Genomic DNA, 18,890 nt, shown 5'->3' on the forward strand with positions numbered 1-18,890 from the left:
CACTTGTGAGGGAGGGCGCTAATCAATTCCGAAGCCCGCGCAAGCCGAAACGGCCTTGCTGGCCTGCGCGGCGGGCCGCCTCGACCAGCGCTGCACTGGCGGCGCTGTCCTCTCGGGCGAAAGCATAGAAACGCGCCATCGGCAGTTCGGGCAGACCGTCATCGCTGCCCAGCACGCGCAAAGCGTCGCTGCGCTGGCTGTCGGCGATGACGGTGACGGCAAAGCCGGAACGTGCTGCCGACAGGCAGCCGGCCATACTGCTGCTCTCGAAGACGATGCGCCACGCCTGATCCGTTTTGCCCAGCGCCGTTACAGCGGATTCACGATAGACGCACGGCTCGGGAAAGACCGCCAGCGGCAGCGGCTGGCCCGCCGGCAGGGACTGATCCGCGGCATAGGCCCAGACCAGCGGTTCTTCCCACAATAACGTGCCGCTACCCTCGACCCGGCTGCATTGCTTGCCGAACACGAGATCCAGACGGCCGCGCTCCTGCTGGCGCAGCAGATCGGCGGTGATGCCGACCTTCAGTTCGATCGTTGCGTCGGGGAGCCACTGGCGAAAGCGTTGCAGAACCTGGGGCAACCAGGCGCCGGCAAAGTCTTCTGATGCGCCGATGCGCAGCTTTCCGCGTAGCGGTGTGCCTCGCAGCTTGGCGCGGGCCTCGCGCTCCAGATCGAGGATGTTGCGGCCGTAGGCGTATAGGGTGTCGCCTGCCTGCGTCAGCTCCAGGCGGCGCGTGGTGCGCGCCAACAGGCTGGCGCCGGCGATCTGTTCCAGCCGCCGCATGTGCCCGCTGACGGCCGAAGGCGTCAGCGCCAGGCGCTCGGCGGCTGCGGCAAAGCTGCCGCTGTCCACGATTTCAAGGAAGGTGCGCAGCAGCACGGTATCCAGCGGCGGGCCGTCGGTGGCAGGCGAAGCAGTGTCCATTCGATCATTCAAAATAAAAAATCATCAATACACAATGATTATTCACCAATTGAGCGGTGTCGTCCAGCTACGCTGGGGTTATCTTTCATGACACAGGACAACACTATGAGTGCCTACCAGCACGCCTTGACCGACCGACTGGACATTGCCTATCTCGAATGGAACTCGCAGGGCGAGCGAACGGCCATCCTGCTGCACGGCTGGCCGGATAGCCCCGAGTGCTGGAAGGCCGTAGCGCCCATCCTTGCCGATGCCGGCTACCGGATATTGGCACCGGCGCTGCGCGGTTTCACGCCGACCCGGTTCCGCGATGCCGCCACGCCGCGCAGCGGCCAGTTGTCCGCGCTGGGGCGCGATCTGCTGGACTTCATCGACGTGCTGGAGCTGCAACAGCCGGCCCTGGTCGGCCACGACTGGGGCGCCCGCGCGGCCGCCAATGCCTGCGGTCTGCGCGATGGCGTGGCCTCGCATTTGGTGATGCTGTCGGTCGGCTACGGCACCAACGACCCGAACCAGCCATTGTCCTTGGCGCAGGCGCGCAACTACTGGTATCACTGGTACATGGCCACGCCGCGCGGCGAGCGCGTGGTGCGAGAAGAGCGCGAGGCGTTCGCTCGGCAGATGTGGGACACCTGGGCGCCTACCGGCTGGTATGAGCCGGTCGATTTCGACGAGGCAGCGCGGGCGTTCCAGGGCGAGGACTGGGCGGACATCGTGCTGCACTCCTACCGCCACCGCTGGGGCTTCGCCGAGGGCGACTCCACCTACGCGGAAGACGAGGCACGCCTGAATCCCGCGCCCGTCCTGTCGGTGCCGGCCCTGGTACTGCACGGTGGGGCCGATACCTGCAACCACCCCCGCAGTTCCATGGGACGGGAAGCGTTCTTCACGGGCCGCTACGAGCGGCAGGTGCTCGACGAGATTGGGCACTTCCCGCAGCGGGAGGCTCCGCAGGCGGTTGCCGATGCCATCCTGCGGTTCTGCCTGAAGTAAGTGGCAAGGGTTTCGTAGCCCATGGCACCAGCCTGTCGGACCACTCCTGGCGAGCTTGGGGATGCACCAGCATTGCTGACGATGACAGCACCTTGACTAGTTCCACGGGATCGCATGCCACGCCATGGTCCGCCTCATAATGCAGCCCCATAATGTGGTCATCGGGATAGCAACGAATCAAAGTCTGTTCCGGACGGGGCAGGGTTGGAAATGTATATTCCTGGGTAGGAATGTCGCCCAAGCGAGTGCCCAAAGCGAGAATCAGATCGCTGTCCCGAAACGCGTCCATTTGCGCAGCCGAAGGTGCCAAGCCTAGCTCGCCTGCGTAAAGCGATACGGCGATCTGAATGTCATCGCCACGCCTCATATTGGTTTCGTAGAGAAAAACAGCTACGAGATTCTATTCAACGCCGTTTTCGAACGCTTTCTTGCCTTCCTCGAGCAAGCCGAAAGTTCAAGATAACACTCGCTACAATAGCGGCATGAAACAGCTATTGGGCAAGCCGCTACTTTTCGCTTTCCTGTTGTCGATTCCTTTGTGGATTGTCTTCAGCAACTATATCGTCGCCATCACCGTAGGGCTGTTGGTGGCTTTCCTTGCATCCATGTGCTACAGCCTGTACCTGATGAACAGGAAGAAGAAGCCATGAAGTCCAACAGCACACAGTCCCCGAGCTTGCCCGTGCCAGATGCCGAAGCCTACGCACATCAGCAAGCTGTCGAACGGCACCTGGGCCAGCAGATTCAGGCCAGCGAGTCGGGTTTTCTGCCATTTGAACAGTGGATGGATGCAGCTCTCTATGCCCCGGGACTGGGTTATTACGCCGCCGGGAATACCAAGTTCGGCAGCACATTACCTACAGGCGACTTCACCACCGCACCCGAACTCACGCCTTTGTTTGCCCAGACCCTGGCCCGGCAAGTAGCACAGGTGCTGCAGGCCAGTGACTCACACACTGTCCTGGAGTTCGGCGCCGGTTCAGGCTCCATGGCTGCTGCCATGATTCCCGCCCTGCGCGAGCTGGGCCTGCAGCCCGTCTATCAAATCCTCGAGGTCTCGGGTGACCTGCAGCAGCGCCAGAAGCAACGGCTTGAACCATTAGGCGATGCGGTGCAATGGCTGACGGCACTGCCCCAGGAGTTTTCCGGCTGCATATTGGCCAACGAAGTGCTGGACGCCATGCCGGTAACGCTGTTCAGCTGGGACCAACGCGGCGATCTGCAGGAGCTGGGCGTGCGTACGGCGCCTCCCAACGCTACCGGCGATGGCGACGACCCCTTCGAGCTTGCACAGCGTGCTGCCTCGAGCCAGCTGCACAATATTCTGGCTCAGCGCATGCCGCCTCTGCCCGGCTATCAATCCGAAATCAATCTGCGGGCCGAAGCCTGGATCAGAGAAATGGGCACATGGCTCAAGCGTGGTGCTGCCTTGCTGATCGATTACGGGTTTCCGCAGCGCGAGTATTACCATCCACAAAGAGCTGAAGGCACTCTGATGTGTCACTACCGCCACCACGCACACGCCCAGCCTTTGCTCTACACCGGACTACAAGACATCACTGCCCACGTTGACTTCACCGCCATGGCAGATGCGGCCCTCGAAGGCGGACTGAACGTTCTGGGCTACACCTCGCAAGCACGTTTTCTGATGAATGCGGGGCTGCCCGAATTATTGGCTCAGGCCTCCCGGATCGACTCAGCCACAGCCGCTCACGGTCATACCCTGTCGGCGGTACAAAAACTGCTGTCAGAAGCCGAGATGGGAGAGCTTTTCAAGGTATTGGCCATAGGCCGCGACATCGATCAGCCACTTATAGGCTTCATCCGGGGCGATCGCCTCAACCGGCTATAGGGCCGGGACTTCGTTTACTATTTCGTCAACAACCTTGGCGGAGTATTTATGAAAGCATGCAGTCCTGAACTTGAAGGGCCTCTACAAGGGGTTAGAGTCATCGATATGTCACGCCTGGTAGCCGGAAACATGCTCTCGCTGTTTCTGGCTGATTTCGGCGCCGACGTCATTAAAGTGGAACGCCCGGAAAAGGGCGACGACCTTCGGAACTGGCGTGAAGCAGGTCAGGCGGTCTACTGGAAAGTCTACGGCCGGAACAAGCGCTCGGCCGTCATTGACTTGAAAACAAACGAAGGCATGACGCAGCTGAAAAAGCTGATCAAAAGCGCTCAAATTCTGGTCGAGAACTTTGTCCCTGGCGGGCTGGAAAAAATGGGTTTGTCACCCGATGTGCTGCACGAGCTGAATCCCGGCCTGGTCATTGCACGCGTTTCCGGCTGGGGCCAAACCGGCCCCTACAAATCCAAGCCAGGCTTTGGCACGCTGGTTGAAGCCATGTCGGGCTTTGCCTACCTGAATGGCTACCCCGACAAACCTCCTGCACTGCCACCATTGGCCATGGCCGATATGATTGCGGGCATCTACGGGGCCGCAGGCGTGTTGACAGCACTACGAACTTCTGAAAAAAGCGGTGTAGGCCAAGTTGTAGATCTCTCTCTGTTTGAGCCGATTTTCTCGTTCATTTCATCTGAGGCTGCCAAGTTCATGCTTACTGGCGAGCCCACCCTACGCTCGGGTAATCAATCCAGCCATACCGCGCCACGAAACGTGTATGCCTGCCAGGGCAATCAGCATATCGCCTTGTCCGGCTCCATGCAGTCCATGGCCATGAAGATCTTCGATACGATAGGGCGGCCAGAGCTCAAAACCGATCCGCGCTTTCTTGATAATGATGCACGCGTTCAGCATAAGGACGAGCTCGACAGCATTCTGCAAGCATTTATCGGTGCACGAACTCAAGCAGAAAACCTGGCTTTGTTCGAACAGGCGGGTGTCACAGCGGGCCCGGTTTGCTCCGTAGCCGACTTGATCGACCATCCTTTTGTAGTAGGTCGTGAAGCCATCGTAAATCTTGAAGACGCTGAATTAGGCAGCGTGGCCATGCATAATATTATTCCCCGCCTATCGAAAAGCCCTGGCGGATTCAGACGGCCTGCTCCCAGGCTTGGCGAACACACGGCTGAAATCCTGTCCGAAATCGAGCATATCAACCTATGACTCGTTAGAACTGAAGTACCTCAGAGATGGCCATCTTCGGCGGACGCGGTGCGTAGCGCGGTCAGGCGAGCCTCATATAGCGCCGCCTTGATGCGTCCGGGCCGCCCCTGCTCGGCCTTGGCTATAGCGCCAGCATCAATAGAATGTATCGCATCGACACGAGCTTGCCACGCTCGCAAGTCGACCTCTTTCACACACTGCGCTGCCCTGACCAGCGTCAGAAATCGGTCCGGTTTGCGTAAGGCATCACAACGCTCCATGAGTGCCAGCCATGCGGGCGCTTCGCTGGCATCAACTTGATCCAATACGCCAGGCAGCAGCCGCGCATAATCCTGGCACTCAGTGGGCGCCTTGACATGGCGAGCCACACTTTGCGGGTCGTCTGAGAAGCGACACACCAAAGCAAAACGCACAGCCAGACTCTGGCCGGTGTGCGCTGCACACACCAGCTCGGTCGATGATGGTTCTTCATGCCAGCGCAAGCCCGGAAGCACTCTGGCCAGTGCGCCCGTATCAGCCAGCACCTGGAACATGCGTCCTGCCCTTGGCACCATCAGGCCCTTGGCCACCTCACGCCAGACGCGCTCGGGTACAAGAGCGTCGACCTCACCCTCCTGCACCAGTTTCCTGGCCAGCTCCAAGGTTTCAGAAGCGATTGAAAATTCGTCGAAGCGGGCAGCAAAACGCGCCAACCGCAACAGTCTGACTGGATCCTCGACAAAAGCCTGCCCCACATGCCGCAAGACCCGCTGCTGCAGGTCTTTCTGACCGCCCAGCGGGTCGACCAGGCGGCCATTGGGGGCCTGAGCAATGGCATTGACGGTCAGGTCGCGCCGTTGCAGATCGTCTTCGAGTGAGACATCGGTGCCAGTATAAAAAGTAAAACCTTTATAGCCCCGCCCCGACTTGCGTTCGGTACGAGCCAGTGCATACTCTTCCTTGGTCTGAGGATGCAAAAAGACCGGGAAGTCGCCCCCCACGGGAATAAACCCTCGGGAAGACATCTGCTCAGGCGTGGCGCCCACCACCACCCAGTCCCTGTCGCCGGCAGGCAGCCCCAGCATGGCATCGCGCACTGCACCGCCCACAATATAGACATCCAGGCCTGCTGTTGCCGGGTCGTTGTCCTGCCCGCCATGTACCGACCCGGCGGACGTGTCATCTGGCCTGGCGCCCATATCCGCATTTACGCTCAAGGCAAATCGACCCGTTTGTTAGGTGACGGCGAAACGGTGCCCAGACGCTGCTTGAGCGACTGTGGCTTGCCCGTGAATATCATGGCGTAATACGTTGCATTGGACATGACATTCTTTACGTACAGACGTGTTTCCGTAAACGGAATGGTTTCGGCAAAAATCGCACCTTCAACCGGCGCCTGGAACTTGGAGCGCCACTGCACTGGCCGACGCGGACCGGCGTTGTACCCGGCCGTCGCCAAGACTTCGGAACCGTCGAGGTCGTTCAACACCATATTTAGATAATTGGTACCCAAAATTGTATTGGTGTCGAAATCATTGACCGACGACGGCGTAAAGTCTGTCATGCCTATTTTCTTGGCCACCCAGCGCGCTGTTGCCGGCATCAGCTGCATGAGGCCCGAAGCACCCACATGCGAGCGCGCATTGGTAATAAAGCGCGACTCCTGCCGTATCAGCCCGTATACCCAGGCTGGATCCAGATTGATCTGGCGGGCTTTTTCAGTAACACGGCCTTCGAAGGGCGCGACAAAACGCTGCGAAAAATCGATTTCGTCTTCTGTTTTGAGCGATGTATTCACCACGCGATCATAAATATGCTCGTAGCGCGCCAACTCGGCCGCCGCTAATAACTGGCGATCGTTCATGCCTCGCAGGGTGTAATTCCATTCAGGTACGGCTTCGGGGCGCCAGCCCAGGTCAAACAACGCAATGGCGCGCTGCAAGCCAGGATTTTCGAGCGCCTGTCTGAGTTCATTTATTGTAAGGGGCGCCGGTGCTGGTGGTATCGATGGCGTCAGCCCCAGCTCTTCGACGGCCAGCTGACCGTAAAAATCAAGTTCGCCGGCAATGGACTGATAGAGCTTGGTTGCCGCCTGCTGATTACCCTGAGCCGCTAGCGCACGCCCCTGCCAATAAACCCATACCGGCTCGGATGCCTGACGCTTGCTCATGCGCTGTATGGATTTGCTGACCCAGCTCCAATCGATGCGTGGCTGTCGCAGCTCGGACCTCACCTGCCAGGCATGGTTATAGTCAGTCAGGGGTGCGTTACCCGATTTTCGGTACCAATCGATGGCATTCAGTTCGACATTGAGTGCAGCAATCAGGCCGAACTGGCTCCAGACCCATTCAATATCTTTTTTGGGTATGGCCTTGGCCCATTGGCTTTCAACATAGGCCGCATTGGCTTCACGCTGATCACCATAAGCCAGGCGTGACAACGCAATGGCGACCAGTTCGGTGTCGGCGCGCGTACGCGGCGGCTTGCGTCCCGCCAACCATTTTTTGGGATTTTTCATGAGGGCCGCATACTGCACCATCTGGGCCGGCTCGAACATAATCGCAGCCATCCGCTGCGCATTACCCTTTTTATTGGTTTCGATTATGGCCCGTAATTCGGCCTGTAAGTCGGCCCAACCCACCACCTTGCTGCTTGCAAGCTGATCGAGCATGCCCCAACAGACTGAATTAGGCTGGAAAGTATCGATAACCTGCTTGGCCTTGACCTTCTCGCCTATCAGATGTTGCGACAACAGGCGCGAGCATCGCTCTCGGGAATTACTATTGACGACGGGTCCCAGTTTGACAGCCAGAGGGTAATTGCCCGCACGTGCCGCAGCAATGATCCAGTCACCCCGCAGGCGGTCGCTTAAATAGCCATCGGGATGCTCCTGCATGAAGCGCATCATTTCAGCATCAGGCACGGGCTGGGTTGGATCCTGCAACTTTCGGCGTAAAGACCAGTATTCGGCATAAGTGCCCAGAACCGGATCCGCTTTGGCTAGCGGAACCAACGCCTCCAACTGATCCCATTGCTTTTTTTGCATGGCCTCGCGCGCATTGATCACGGCTTCACGCGCCTGCGGTGGTGTAACAGTCTTGGGAGTGCCTGGCTTACCCATGGAAGGCACGGTGCCCAGCGAAGCAAACAGCGTGGCACTGCTGACGTCGGGGCCAACGGCAGCGACTGCCGGCGCCTCTTGTGCACTGGCGGCGCCACCACCCGCTTGGCCGACCTCCTCGGCGGAAGCCGAGGTACGCTCGGCACCTGCACAGCCGGCCAACCCCAGGGCCAGCACCAGGGCCAGGCTCAGTTGAGTGCTCGCGATTGGTCGGGAGCCAGACAGCTGCGGGGTTTTCTGATACCGTTGTCGCTTAACTAACATCTTGACTGATCCCATATAACGTCGCAATGAATAACAGCACACAGAATAACGCAGCATCGCTACGCGCACAGTTGAAGGCTTTAAGGGCTGCTCAGAACCCTGTCGACTGCAACCGCGGCGCGTTGCTCATTCGAGGCCGCTTGTTTACATGGTTGGCCACCACGCGTACTGCTTTGCGCGATGCCGGCAAACCGGTGCCGCAAAATATTGCAGCATTCTGGTCTATTGATGGTGAACCTCTCTTGCAGCCTTTGCTGGAGCAATGGGCCGAAGAAGAAGGATACCAAGTATCCCTGCCGGTCGTCACTACTCCAAACGCTCCGTTGCAATTCAGGTTGTGGACGCCCGGCACAGAGATGCAAGAAGGTCGCTATGGCATACAAGAGCCTGTAGGCCCGCTTGCCCCGCCACCCGATATCATTCTGGTTCCAACCTTGGGGTATACGCGCCAGGGTGACCGCGTGGGTTATGGTCAGGGTTACTATGACCGCACCTTGGCCGAATTAAGGCAGCAAGGTCATCGTTTTACGACTATCGGTATTGCGTGGGCTACCGGTGATCTGGCGGCAGCAGGTATTACGCATGCGCCAGCTGAGCACGATTTCCGCTTGGATTCGATCCTGACTGACAAGGGTTGGGCGGTGCCGGCGCCTGTGCTGGCTTGAATCGGGATTCCTAATAGCCAGGTATAGGCTTAGGTATCTGTTCCATATGGCGGCGCCGATTTAGCTAGCTGTGAATGCGTCACTGCATAGGTTTATCTATCTATTTGATATGGCTGTCCTGGCGTGGAGAGGGGGTATGCCGGGACAGCTCAGGTACAGAAGACTATATGGACGAAATTGCAGGTTCGAGGTCGTAGGTATCCGTGCCAGAAATCAGGATAACTGACGCCACTACCACCCAAGCCGACATAAGTAAATTTTGCGCCCATCAAGACACCGACACAACAGTCTCGGAGCAGATTAGCCGTCCAGACTAAGCCGCTTCCACACCGCCATCGTCACCTCGGCATTGTTCAGCGTATAAAAATGCAGGCCCGGCGCGCCGTTGTCGAGTAAATCTTGCGACAAACGCGAAATCACCTCAACACCGAAATCCTTGATCGATGCCTTGTCATCGCCAAAATCAGCCAGACGCAACCTGATCCAACGAGGAATCTCGGCACCGCACATATTCGAAAATCGCGACAACTGCGTATAGTTCGTGATCGGCATGATGCCCGGCACAATAGGCACACTTACGCCTCTGGCCTCGACACGATCCACAAAATCATAATAGGCATCGGCATTGAAAAAATACTGCGTAATCGCACTATTTGCCCCAGCCTGCACCTTGTTGACGAAATAATCCAGATCAGCCTGCGCACTGCTGGCTTGCGGATGCATCTCGGGATAAGCAGCCACCTCGATATGAAACCAGTCGCTGCTGTGCTCGCGAATAAACGCCACCAGCTCGCTGGCATAATGCAGATCACCACCATCGCCCCCCATACCCGAGGGCAAATCACCCCGCAAAGCCACAATCCGCCTGATGCCCTGCTCGCGGTACATATCGAGAATCTCTGCCAGCTCGGCACGGCTGGCACCTATGCACGACAAATGCGGTGCCGCATTGCAGCCCAGATTTTGCATCAGGCGCACCGTATCGACCGTACCTGTACGGGTGGAACCACCGGCACCAAACGTAACGCTGACATACGTCGGATGCAAGGCCAGCAATTGCTTGGCCGAGCGCACCAGCTTTTCTTGTGCAGCAATATCGCGAGGTGGGAAAAACTCCAGACTGACTGCTTGTTTACTGCTCATGAACCCAACAACCTCGACAAAAGACCGGACACGATGCTGTACACAAAAGCGCCCAACAAGGCCCACCAGAAGCCATTGACCTGGAAGCCTTTGAGCACCGAACCAGCAAACCAGAACACCAGTGCATTAAGCACCAGCAGAAATAAGCCCAGCGTGACAATGGTGATGGGCAAGGTCAATAGAATCAATACTGGCTTGACCAGCGTGTTCAATAGCCCCAGCACCAGCGCGGCCACCAGCGCCGAGCCGAAAGATGCCACCGTGATACCCGGCAAAATATACGCCACGATCAGCAAGGCAACGGCGTTCAGAATCCAGACAAGAATGAGTTCCATGGTTGACGCTCCTGTGATTAGCACTGCTCTGTATTGCCGTGGCCTGCTCAGGCCACGACGGACTAAGGGAAACGCTTGGACTTAGTAGCGATAGTGCTCGGGCTTGTATGGCCCGGCTACCGGCACGTTGATATAGTCGGCCTGATCCTGACGCAATTCAGTCAGTTGCACGCCCAGCTTCTTCAAGTGCAGACGGGCGACTTTCTCGTCCAGGTGCTTGGGCAGTACATAGACTTGCCCTTTTTCGTAGGCTTCACCACGCGTATACAGTTCGATCTGGGCAATAGTCTGGTTGGTGAAGGAAGCCGACATCACAAATGATGGATGACCCGTTGCACAGCCCAGATTGACCAGGCGGCCTTTGGCCAGCAAGATAATACGCTTGCCGTCGGGGAAAATAATGTGATCGACTTGGGGCTTGACCTCTTCCCACTGCAGATCCTCAACCGCGGCCACATCGATCTCGTTGTCGAAGTGCCCGATATTGCAAACAATGGCCTGATCTTTCATGCGCTCCATGTGATCACGCGTGATCACATGGTAGTTGCCGGTAGCCGTCACGAAAATATCGGCCTTGTCGGCAGCTTCGTCCAGGGTCACAACCTTATAACCTTCCATGGATGCCTGCAGGGCGCAGATAGGATCGACCTCGGTCACCCAGACTTGAGCACGCAGCGCGGCCAAGGCCTGCGCACAGCCCTTGCCGACATCACCAAAGCCGCACACAACGGCGATTTTGCCGGCCACCATGACGTCGGTCGCACGTTTGATGCCGTCTACCAGCGATTCGCGGCAGCCGTACAGGTTATCGAACTTGGACTTGGTGACCGAGTCATTGACGTTAATGGCGGGAAAGGCCAGTTCGCCCTTCTTGGACATTTGATACAGACGGTGCACACCCGTCGTGGTTTCCTCGGTGACACCGCGCACCTGCGCCAGGCGGGTGGAATACCACTTGGCATCGCGTGCCAGCTGAGCCTTGATCGAAGCAAACAGTACGCGTTCTTCTTCGCTGCCGGGCTTGTCCAGTACGGAAATATCGTTCTCGGCCTTGGCACCCAAATGCAGCAAAGTGGTGGCATCGCCGCCATCATCCAGAATCATGTTGGCGTGCTGACCATTGGGCCACTCAAAAATCTGGTGAGTGTAGTTCCAGTAGTCTTCCAGTGTTTCGCCCTTGATGGCAAACACTGGCGTGCCGCCGGCTGCAATAGCTGCAGCAGCGTGATCCTGGGTAGAGAAAATATTGCAGGAGGCCCAGCGCACTTCAGCGCCCAGTGCCTTCAGGGTTTCGATCAGCACCGCCGTTTGTATGGTCATGTGCAAGCTGCCGGCAATGCGTGCGCCCTTGAGCGGTTGTGCAGCGGCATATTCTTCGCGGGTGGCCATCAGGCCAGGCATTTCTGTTTCGGCGATCGCGAGCTCGCGGCGACCCCAGCCTGCCAAAGCGATATCGGCGATTTTATAGTCGGAAAAAGTAGTGTCTGCGACAGTATTCATGGGTTAGTCATCCAATAAACCTGTACCAGACTAAAGGCCGTATACAACATAAGCTCATCTTCGCCTGGTAAGGGAACGATGAGCGCAGTTGAAACAAAGAAGGCCACCTGAGCCTAGCGGGTAGAGGCGACGATGATGCCGGCCCCGACGCCGTTGCAGCGCTCCTCAGGTAGTCGTGATTGTAGCGTAATTACTATGACGCTGATGCTGCTGATGCATGCATCAGCCCTTGCGCTTGGGGTAGCCTTGCTCGGTGATGCGCTCCCACACGCCGCGTTTTTCGTCGTCGTCCAGAAAAACCCAATTGGCCACCTCCATGGCGGTGCGCCCGCAACCACGGCAGATATCGTCATACAGCGTCGAGCACACCGCAACACATGGGGAGTCGGTGGGGTTCAGGCTGTTAGCGTTATCACGCCGGGTTTCGGACGTTTCCATATTGGCTTCCTGGCTTAAGCGGCCTGCTTCAAGGCCTGCACCTTATCGGTGGCTTCCCAACTGAACTCGGGTTCGGCGCGGCCGAAATGCCCATAGGCTGCAGACTTGGCGTAGATGGGACGCAACAGATCGAGCATATTGACAATACCCTTGGGACGGAGGTCGAAGTTTTCGCGCACCAGGCGGGCAATTTGCTCGTCGGGAATCACACCGGTACCTTCGGTATAGACCGTGATATTGATGGGCTCGGCGACGCCAATAGCGTAGCTGACCTGTACCTGGCACTGGCGCGCAAGACCGGCCGCGACGATATTTTTTGCCACGTAGCGTGCCGCATAGGCTGCTGAGCGGTCAACCTTGGATGGGTCTTTGCCCGAGAACGCCCCGCCACCGTGCGGACATGCGCCACCGTAAGTATCGACGATGATCTTGCGCCCTGTCAGGCCGCAGTCGCCCTGCGGGCCGCCAATCACGAAAATACCCGTGGGATTGATCATGAACTTGGTTTGGGGCGTCAGCAAGCCCTCGGCGAAGCTGGGCTTGATGATTTCTTCGATGACGGCTTCTTTGATGTCGCTTTGCGAAATCTCGGGTGCGTGCTGAGTGGACAACACGACCGTATCAACCTCGGCCGGCTTGCCATTGATGTAGCGGAAGGTAACCTGCGACTTGGCATCGGGACGCAACCAGGGCAGGCGGCCGTCTTTGCGCAACTCGCTTTGGCGTTGCACCAGACGGTGGGCATACCAGATGGGTGCGGGCATGAGATCGGGGGTTTCGTCGCAAGCGTAGCCGAACATCAGACCCTGGTCGCCGGCGCCCTGATTCAGGGCTTCTTCGCTACTGCGATCGACGCCCTGGGCGATGTCGGGGGACTGCTTGTCGTAGGCCACCAGCACGGCGCAACCTTTGTAATCAATACCGTAATCGGTATTGTCGTAGCCGATGCGCTTGATGGTATCGCGCGCTACCTGAATGTAATCAACATTGGCGGTGGTGGTGATTTCACCTGCCAGCACGACCAAGCCGGTGTTGCACAAGGTCTCAGCCGCAACACGTGCATTCGGATCCTGCGCGAGGATAGCGTCGAGAATGGAGTCGGAAATTTGGTCGGCGACCTTGTCGGGATGACCTTCGGAAACGGATTCGGATGTAAACAGGAAATCGTTATTTGCCACAGCGATACGTCCTTTAAAACGCTGGTTGCCCAGCCGGAGGTTGAACGAAACGCGTTGCACCTCGGACGTCTGCTAGGCAGTGTGTATCAGGGCGCGACGCTTTAGCGGATTTTTTATGCACTGCCAGAGCACTGCACTATCGCCCCGCAAGTTGTCGGTTAACTCAGCGATAAACCTCATTTTAAGCGAAAATAGATCTAAATTCACTTTCTCACTTCCGACACAAGGGTTATTGCTCCAGCTATGCTTCTGGCTTTGTTTCGTTTTCTGGCCTGGCTGCCCCTGCCTGTATTGCACGGCGTCGGCCGCTTGTCAGGAGTCATTATCTACCTGTGCCCAGGCAGTTACCGCCGCCGGCTACAAAACAACGCACGCCAGGCAGGCTACCCAGACGCCGGTTTTGCACGCAGGGCTGCCGCTGAAACGGGTGCGATGATCATGGAAACACCCAAGGTCTGGTTGCACACCCGGCAATGCCTGGAAAAAACCCATAGCGATGACGACGGAGTGGTGCGCGCAGCACTGACAGAGGGTCGAGGTATTCTGTATTTGACGCCGCATCTGGGCTGCTTCGAGATCACTGCCCGTTATCTTTTGCAGCACGGTCCCATCACGGTCATGTACCGGCCACCGCGTCAGGCCTTTCTCGAACCAGTCATGGAACAGGCACGCAATATGTCTGGCCTGAAAGCGGTGCCGGCTACGCTGCAGGGGGTGCGTGAATTCGTACGCGCCCTCAAGCGCGGCGAGGCCGTCGGCATGTTGCCCGACCAAGTTCCTGGTAGCGGCGATGGAGTATGGGCGCCTTTTTTTGGCAAGCAAGCCCTGACCATGACGCTGGCAGGCCGACTGGCACGTCAAACAGGCGTAGCGGTCATTCTTACCGCCGGCGAACGCCTTTCCTCAGGCAAAGGCTGGCGCATCCACTACGTACGCCTGCCTGAACCTTTGCCGGCCGACCCACAAGCTCTGGCTACAGCCATCAATAGCGCCATGGAACAGCTGATACGACGTTTTCCGCAGCAATACCTATGGAGCTATAACCGCTACAAGATTCCTAAGGACGCACCACCACGCCCTGCCGACACATTGTCATGACGTTCAGCAAGCTACCTCTCCTTCGTTCTGTTTTTGCCTATTTCGGCCGTAGCTCTCTGGCTACGCGCAAGCGCTGGGCGCGCGCGCTGGCCTGGCCGGCACCCCGGCTGCTGCGCTCGCGTGCACATATTGTCCGCAGCAACCTGGCCCTGTGCTTTCCCGAACATTCGGCACAAGAGCGCGAAGCCTGGCTGCATGAGCATTTTTATTTGCTGGCGCTATCTGTCGTCGACCGAGGCCTCTGCTGGTTTGGCCCGAAAGACGCCATTATGGCGACCACACCGATCACCGGGCTGGAACAGCTGGACGCGTTGCTGAAAGCGGGTCGCCGAATTATTTTGCTGGCTCCGCACTTTATCGGGCTGGACGCAGCGGCAACGCGTTTGACTTTATTCCTGAAAGAGTCGGCCACCATGTATACACCGCAAAGCGACGACGACGTAGACACGCTGGTACGCGAAGGTCGGGGCCGATTCAACACCGTACACCTGGTGAGCCGCAACGCAGGGGTGCGAGGCCTGATACGGCACTTACGCAATGGCGTGCCCGTGTATTATCTGCCTGATATGGACTTCCGGGAAACGGGCTCGATATTTGTTCCGTTCTTTGGGGTGCCCGCAGCGACGCTTTTGGCCACCGCACAGATTGCCAAGACCTGGGACGCCGCCGTGGTGCCCATTGTAAGCCGGCTGGATGCGACAACGGGGCAATACAACATACAAGTGCTGCCACCGCTTGCCGATTTTCCTGGCGATCAGTCCGCCGAAGAGGCTACCGCCCGTCTGAACAAGCTGATAGAAGAATGGATAAGAGTGGATCCGCCCCAGTATTACTGGGTGCACCGGCGTTTTAAGACGCGGCCAGAAGGCGAGCCATCAGTTTATTGATCAGCACAGGACTCTTGCCAGGCAATTTGCACTGTGGTGTCCCTCGTGGCCACGGCATGGCGCTACACACCGCCGTCATACCCCGCCTGACGCCAGGCTTCAAACACAGTCACTGCCACGGCATTGGATAGATTCAAGCTGCGCTGCTGCGGCATCATGGGCAGCCGAAGGCGCTGTGCCTCGGGGAAAAAAGCCAGCTGACTGGGCGACAAGCCTGCCGTTTCACGGCCAAACACAAAGACATCGCCAGGCTTGAATGAAAACTCCGCCATCAAGCGACTGCCTTTGGTTGTCAGGGCATAGCGTCGACTCGGCTCTCCGCCTATGGCATCCAGCGCGGTTTCAAGATCGTCATGCACTTGCATGGCCGCCCACTCATGATAATCGAGTCCCGCGCGCTTGAGTTTTTTATCGTCAAGCTCGAAGCCCAAAGGCCGCACAAGATGCAGGCTTGCTCCTGTGTTGGCAGCCAGACGAATGATATTGCCTGTATTGGGTGGAATTTCAGGTGAAACCAGAACAATGTGAAACATAGGGACGAGAACAATGAGCGTACCGGCGACATACCGGATCGTTCATGATTCTACAGGCAATGCCGCGTCAGCCACAGCAAGTACAGCCCTGTGCAACTCAGTGCTCGCCAGAATGATATGGTGTACGCGCCAGAACCAGGCCCCATACGGACGCTGCACCTGCGGCCTTGAGCGCCTGCGCGATACTGTGCAGCGTGCTTCCGGTTGTGAGCACGTCATCCACCACGGCAATATGCGCGCCCTGCAGGTGTTGGGCACAGGCATATAGGGATTGCGTGCTACGCATGCGGGCCAAGCGACCTAACTGGCTTTGTTTCGCACCTTCACGCGCTCTAAGCACCAAGCCGGGCCGGCAAGGTCGATTCAACCGCCTTGCCAAGCCGTAGGCGATCTCGGCGGCCGGGTTGAAACCTCGTCGCAGCAAGGCTGCCCGGCTGGCGGGCACAGGAACCAGCACCAACGACTCGGGCAGTGTCAGCGACGATGCCTGCACGGCATCGGCCAGCAGGCCAGCCAACATACTGGCACTGGTAAACTGCCGCTCCACTTTCAGGCGATAAATCAGTAGATCTCCTGGCGCCGCATAGTCGAATGCGGCAATCACACGATCAAAGGCCGGCGCGTGTTGGTCACAATCGGGGCAGCCTCCCCGGCTGTCCAGGGCCAGTTGGCATACCTGGCAACGCGGGACACCTGTAGTCATCGACTGCGTGACCGCCTGGTAGCAATAACTGCACAGTTGCCCGCCACGAGCGCTGTCGTGACATAGACCACACACCGCAGGCACCCGTGCAAGCAAGCCGGCAGTGAATTCGCGCAAGGCATGCAGATAAGCCATAATAGGACTCCTCGAAAGCATTTATGCACTGATATCTAAGCATCATTTTTTCCAAGAAACCAGACGTACCTGCACCTTAATGTCACAGCCTCCATCCTTGCGCATCAATCCAGACCACGTAACCCGGCAGTTTGCCCGTCGCAGCCCCCTGGATGCCGCCCAGTTCCTATACGGAGAAGTCGCGCAGCGCATGCTGCAACGACTGAGCTACATCCGGATTGCCCCAGTGGCGGTGCTTGATGCCGGCTGTGGTGCAGCGCACGCACTTGAGCCTTTGCGGGCACGCTATCCCTCTCTCGATTACACCGGACTGGACAGCTGTGTGCAGCTGCTGAATGTTGCACGTGAGCGTTATGCAGCCAAACCGGGTTTTTGGCAGAAACTACGCAACAAGCCTACGCCCCCCCTGCAGTTCGTACAGGCTGATCTGGCCAGCTCCGGGCTTGCACCCGAATCACAAGACCTGGTCTGGTCCAATATGGCGCTGCACTGGCATGCCGAACCCCACGAGGTTCTGAGCGAATGGCGGCGTATTCTCAAGCCGGGCGCCCTGGTCATGTTTTCCTGCCTGGGTCCCGGATCCATGGCCGAACTGCGCGAGGCCGTAGCAAGTGCCGGGCTAAAAACGGCCACACCCGAGTTTGTCGACATGCACGACTTCGGTGACCTCTTGATAGAGCGCGGTTTTGCCGACCCCGTGATGGACCAGGAAATTCTCACGCTTACTTACCGCAGCCCTCAGAAACTGCTGGACGATATGCGGATATTGGGCGGTAATCCCAGCCTGGATCGCAAACGCGGATTAAGTGGCCGGGCATGGCGTCAAAAACTGATGGATGCCCTGGAGGCTCAGCGCAATGACGACGGCACCATACATTTAAGCCTGGAACTGGCCTATGGGCATGCGTGGCGCTCGGCCGCTCATAAGACCCTGAGTGGCGAGACCCGTATTTCGATAGGTGCCATCGGAAGGTCCAAAGATCCCAACAACACTCGCCCGACAGTCAAGCCTCGCAAACCCGACGAGTCTTGAAGTAAAAGATAGATGCCCCCACGCTGCGCCTGCGGCTTGCTGCCCCCCAAGGGGGCGCTTTTTGCCTTGGGGCGGCCCGGCGGCAAAAAATGCCCCCACGCTGCGCCTGCGGCTTGCTGCCCCCCAAGGGGGTGCTTTTTGCCTTGGGGCGGCCCGGCGGCAAAAAATGCCCCCACGCTGCGCCTGCGACTTGCTAGGTGCTGGTGTTTTTTTTGCGCGAAGAGTCAATGCCCAGTTGCTTGAGCTTGCGGTAGAGGTGGGTGCGCTCAAGGCCGGTTTTTTCAGACACACGCGTCATGCTGTGACTCTCGCGTCCCAGATGATATTCAAAATAAATACGCTCGAACTCGTCGCGCGCATCGCGCAGCGGCTGATCGAGCGAAATACTGCCCAGTAAGGAGTTATTGGTTTCAGCGACAGGCTCTGGCGCACCCGGCATCGGTGTGGTCGTGAGCGGTTGCGTCAACTCGGTTCGTTGATCGGGTTGACGCGCAGCGGCCACCAGGGACGAAGTGACCACAGGCCGGGCCAGCCCCGCAGCAATGGTTTTAAGCAATTTTTGCAGGGTAATGGGCTTTTCAAGGAAATCGACGGCGCCAATGCGGGTCGCCTCGACGGCAGTGTCGACCGTGGCATGCCCGCTCATCATGATGACAGGCATATCAAGCAAGCCTTGAGAGCCCCATTCTTTCAACAGGCTGACACCGTCAGTGTCGGGCATCCAGATATCGAGCAGCACCAGATCGGGTCGCGAACGCAATCGCGCCGCCCTTGCTTGAGCTGCATTTTCTGCAAGCTCTACCGTATGCCCTTCGTCGTAAAGTATTTCGGACAAAAGCTCGCGAATACCAATTTCATCATCAACAACCAGAATTCTGGCCATAAAG

General features: G+C 58.0%; 20 protein-coding genes and 1 riboswitch. Of the genes, 8 read left to right on the forward strand and 12 right to left on the reverse strand.

All coding sequences use genetic code 11. From position 1 onward, the window contains the following. Positions 1-22: 22 nt before the first annotated feature. Complete coding sequence (locus tag ERD84_RS01805; RefSeq protein WP_130037682.1) at positions 23-928, reverse strand: LysR substrate-binding domain-containing protein; 906 nt, start codon at positions 926-928, stop codon at positions 23-25. A 105-nt stretch (positions 929-1,033) separates the two neighbouring features. Here ERD84_RS01805 and ERD84_RS01810 point away from each other — a divergent pair, with 105 nt between their 5' ends. After that, on the forward strand, positions 1,034-1,921 hold the full coding sequence (locus ERD84_RS01810) for an alpha/beta fold hydrolase (RefSeq protein ID WP_130037684.1): 888 nt from the start codon (positions 1,034-1,036) through the stop codon (positions 1,919-1,921). Here ERD84_RS01810 and ERD84_RS01815 read toward each other — a convergent pair. Next, positions 1,815-2,288, reverse strand: a complete 474-nt coding sequence (locus ERD84_RS01815; RefSeq protein ID WP_257215208.1) for a hypothetical protein — start codon at positions 2,286-2,288, stop codon at positions 1,815-1,817. The genes ERD84_RS01810 and ERD84_RS01815 overlap by 107 nt on opposite strands. Positions 2,289-2,403: 115 nt before the next feature. Between ERD84_RS01815 and ERD84_RS15920 the strand changes: the two genes are divergently transcribed. From ERD84_RS15920 to ERD84_RS01825, 3 genes are read left to right on the forward strand one after another with little or no spacing between them, the layout of a single operon-like run. Then, the gene (locus ERD84_RS15920; RefSeq protein WP_167667216.1) at positions 2,404-2,571 is read left to right on the forward strand and encodes a hypothetical protein; all 168 of its coding nucleotides are present in this window, start codon (positions 2,404-2,406) and stop codon (positions 2,569-2,571) included. Then, complete coding sequence (locus ERD84_RS01820) at positions 2,568-3,773, forward strand: class I SAM-dependent methyltransferase (RefSeq protein ID WP_130037686.1); 1,206 nt, start codon at positions 2,568-2,570, stop codon at positions 3,771-3,773. The genes ERD84_RS15920 and ERD84_RS01820 overlap by 4 nt, the downstream gene beginning before the upstream one ends. Before the next feature lie 48 nt (positions 3,774-3,821). Next, positions 3,822-4,991, forward strand: a complete 1,170-nt coding sequence (locus ERD84_RS01825) for a CaiB/BaiF CoA transferase family protein (protein ID WP_130037688.1) — start codon at positions 3,822-3,824, stop codon at positions 4,989-4,991. A gap of 20 nt (positions 4,992-5,011) precedes the next feature. Here ERD84_RS01825 and ERD84_RS01830 read toward each other — a convergent pair whose 3' ends face one another. Both ERD84_RS01830 and ERD84_RS01835 read right to left on the reverse strand, forming a co-directional pair. Further along, positions 5,012-6,169, reverse strand: coding sequence for a tRNA nucleotidyltransferase/poly(A) polymerase-related protein (locus tag ERD84_RS01830; protein ID WP_130038856.1), 1,158 nt, complete (start codon positions 6,167-6,169; stop codon positions 5,012-5,014). Positions 6,170-6,183: 14 nt separating this feature from the next. Then, complete coding sequence (locus ERD84_RS01835; RefSeq protein ID WP_130037690.1) at positions 6,184-8,355, reverse strand: lytic transglycosylase domain-containing protein; 2,172 nt, start codon at positions 8,353-8,355, stop codon at positions 6,184-6,186. 26 nt (positions 8,356-8,381) lie between these two features. Here ERD84_RS01835 and ERD84_RS01840 point away from each other — a divergent pair, with 26 nt between their 5' ends. Continuing rightward, positions 8,382-9,020: a 5-formyltetrahydrofolate cyclo-ligase gene (locus ERD84_RS01840; protein ID WP_130037692.1), complete on the forward strand. Its 639-nt coding sequence runs from the start codon at positions 8,382-8,384 to the stop codon at positions 9,018-9,020. 300 nt (positions 9,021-9,320) lie between these two features. Here ERD84_RS01840 and metF read toward each other — a convergent pair whose 3' ends face one another. From metF to metK, 5 genes are all read right to left on the reverse strand, one after another. Beyond that, positions 9,321-10,163: a methylenetetrahydrofolate reductase [NAD(P)H] gene (metF, locus tag ERD84_RS01845; protein WP_130037694.1), complete on the reverse strand. Its 843-nt coding sequence runs from the start codon at positions 10,161-10,163 to the stop codon at positions 9,321-9,323. Beyond that, on the reverse strand, positions 10,160-10,498 hold the full coding sequence (locus tag ERD84_RS01850) for a phage holin family protein (RefSeq protein WP_130037696.1): 339 nt from the start codon (positions 10,496-10,498) through the stop codon (positions 10,160-10,162). The genes metF and ERD84_RS01850 overlap by 4 nt, the downstream gene beginning before the upstream one ends. A gap of 81 nt (positions 10,499-10,579) precedes the next feature. Continuing rightward, the gene (gene ahcY, locus ERD84_RS01855; RefSeq protein WP_130037698.1) at positions 10,580-11,998 is read right to left on the reverse strand and encodes an adenosylhomocysteinase; all 1,419 of its coding nucleotides are present in this window, start codon (positions 11,996-11,998) and stop codon (positions 10,580-10,582) included. Positions 11,999-12,071: 73 nt separating this feature from the next. After that, positions 12,072-12,171, reverse strand: a riboswitch (S-adenosyl-L-homocysteine riboswitch). Between the two features lie 49 nt (positions 12,172-12,220). Then, the gene (locus ERD84_RS01860; protein ID WP_130037700.1) at positions 12,221-12,436 is read right to left on the reverse strand and encodes a DUF1289 domain-containing protein; all 216 of its coding nucleotides are present in this window, start codon (positions 12,434-12,436) and stop codon (positions 12,221-12,223) included. A 14-nt stretch (positions 12,437-12,450) separates the two neighbouring features. Next, positions 12,451-13,614: a methionine adenosyltransferase gene (metK, locus tag ERD84_RS01865; protein ID WP_130037702.1), complete on the reverse strand. Its 1,164-nt coding sequence runs from the start codon at positions 13,612-13,614 to the stop codon at positions 12,451-12,453. A gap of 243 nt (positions 13,615-13,857) precedes the next feature. On the opposite strand from metK, the gene ERD84_RS01870 reads away from it, so the two are divergent. Both ERD84_RS01870 and ERD84_RS01875 read left to right on the forward strand, forming a co-directional pair. Next, entirely contained in the window at positions 13,858-14,712 is an 855-nt protein-coding gene (locus tag ERD84_RS01870) for a lysophospholipid acyltransferase family protein (protein WP_130037704.1), read from the forward strand. Then, a complete protein-coding gene (locus ERD84_RS01875) occupies positions 14,709-15,599 on the forward strand; it encodes a lysophospholipid acyltransferase family protein (RefSeq protein ID WP_130037706.1) in 891 nt (296 codons plus the stop codon). Before ERD84_RS01870 ends, ERD84_RS01875 begins: the two co-directional genes overlap by 4 nt. Before the next feature lie 62 nt (positions 15,600-15,661). Here ERD84_RS01875 and ERD84_RS01880 read toward each other — a convergent pair whose 3' ends face one another. Next, a complete protein-coding gene (locus tag ERD84_RS01880) occupies positions 15,662-16,132 on the reverse strand; it encodes a tRNA (cytidine(34)-2'-O)-methyltransferase (protein ID WP_130037708.1) in 471 nt (156 codons plus the stop codon). A gap of 97 nt (positions 16,133-16,229) precedes the next feature. Next, positions 16,230-16,970, reverse strand: coding sequence for a ComF family protein (locus ERD84_RS01885; protein WP_245150595.1), 741 nt, complete (start codon positions 16,968-16,970; stop codon positions 16,230-16,232). 79 nt (positions 16,971-17,049) lie between these two features. On the opposite strand from ERD84_RS01885, the gene ERD84_RS01890 reads away from it, so the two are divergent. Further along, entirely contained in the window at positions 17,050-18,003 is a 954-nt protein-coding gene (locus tag ERD84_RS01890) for a methyltransferase domain-containing protein (RefSeq protein WP_130037710.1), read from the forward strand. 193 nt (positions 18,004-18,196) lie between these two features. Here ERD84_RS01890 and ERD84_RS01895 read toward each other — a convergent pair whose 3' ends face one another. Beyond that, positions 18,197-18,886 carry a response regulator gene (locus ERD84_RS01895; RefSeq protein ID WP_130037712.1) on the reverse strand — a complete coding sequence of 230 codons (690 nt, stop codon included), beginning with the start codon at positions 18,884-18,886 and terminating at the stop codon, positions 18,197-18,199. Positions 18,887-18,890: the final 4 nt, after the last annotated feature.

It is taken from the genome of Pollutimonas harenae, assembly GCF_004153685.1.
GTDB lineage: Bacteria > Pseudomonadota > Gammaproteobacteria > Burkholderiales > Burkholderiaceae_B > Pusillimonas_C > Pusillimonas_C harenae.

Bases quoted from the DNA above. Each gene is read 5' to 3' on its own strand.
- ERD84_RS01805 (WP_130037682.1), bottom strand. From the start codon at position 928: ATGGACACTGCTTCGCCTGCCACCGACGGCCCGCCGCTGGATACCGTG.
- ERD84_RS01810 (WP_130037684.1), top strand. From the start codon at position 1,034: ATGAGTGCCTACCAGCACGCCTTGACCGACCGACTGGACATTGCCTAT.
- ERD84_RS01815 (WP_257215208.1), bottom strand. From the start codon at position 2,288: ATGAGGCGTGGCGATGACATTCAGATCGCCGTATCGCTTTACGCAGGC.
- ERD84_RS15920 (WP_167667216.1), top strand. From the start codon at position 2,404: ATGAAACAGCTATTGGGCAAGCCGCTACTTTTCGCTTTCCTGTTGTCG.
- ERD84_RS01820 (WP_130037686.1), top strand. From the start codon at position 2,568: ATGAAGTCCAACAGCACACAGTCCCCGAGCTTGCCCGTGCCAGATGCC.
- ERD84_RS01825 (WP_130037688.1), top strand. From the start codon at position 3,822: ATGAAAGCATGCAGTCCTGAACTTGAAGGGCCTCTACAAGGGGTTAGA.
- ERD84_RS01830 (WP_130038856.1), bottom strand. From the start codon at position 6,169: ATGGGCGCCAGGCCAGATGACACGTCCGCCGGGTCGGTACATGGCGGG.
- ERD84_RS01835 (WP_130037690.1), bottom strand. From the start codon at position 8,355: ATGTTAGTTAAGCGACAACGGTATCAGAAAACCCCGCAGCTGTCTGGC.
- ERD84_RS01840 (WP_130037692.1), top strand. From the start codon at position 8,382: ATGAATAACAGCACACAGAATAACGCAGCATCGCTACGCGCACAGTTG.
- metF (WP_130037694.1), bottom strand. From the start codon at position 10,163: ATGAGCAGTAAACAAGCAGTCAGTCTGGAGTTTTTCCCACCTCGCGAT.
- ERD84_RS01850 (WP_130037696.1), bottom strand. From the start codon at position 10,498: ATGGAACTCATTCTTGTCTGGATTCTGAACGCCGTTGCCTTGCTGATC.
- ahcY (WP_130037698.1), bottom strand. From the start codon at position 11,998: ATGAATACTGTCGCAGACACTACTTTTTCCGACTATAAAATCGCCGAT.
- ERD84_RS01860 (WP_130037700.1), bottom strand. From the start codon at position 12,436: ATGGAAACGTCCGAAACCCGGCGTGATAACGCTAACAGCCTGAACCCC.
- ERD84_RS01870 (WP_130037704.1), top strand. From the start codon at position 13,858: ATGCTTCTGGCTTTGTTTCGTTTTCTGGCCTGGCTGCCCCTGCCTGTA.
- ERD84_RS01875 (WP_130037706.1), top strand. From the start codon at position 14,709: ATGACGTTCAGCAAGCTACCTCTCCTTCGTTCTGTTTTTGCCTATTTC.
- ERD84_RS01880 (WP_130037708.1), bottom strand. From the start codon at position 16,132: ATGTTTCACATTGTTCTGGTTTCACCTGAAATTCCACCCAATACAGGC.
- ERD84_RS01885 (WP_245150595.1), bottom strand. From the start codon at position 16,970: ATGGCTTATCTGCATGCCTTGCGCGAATTCACTGCCGGCTTGCTTGCA.
- ERD84_RS01890 (WP_130037710.1), top strand. From the start codon at position 17,050: ATGTCACAGCCTCCATCCTTGCGCATCAATCCAGACCACGTAACCCGG.
- ERD84_RS01895 (WP_130037712.1), bottom strand. From the start codon at position 18,886: ATGGCCAGAATTCTGGTTGTTGATGATGAAATTGGTATTCGCGAGCTT.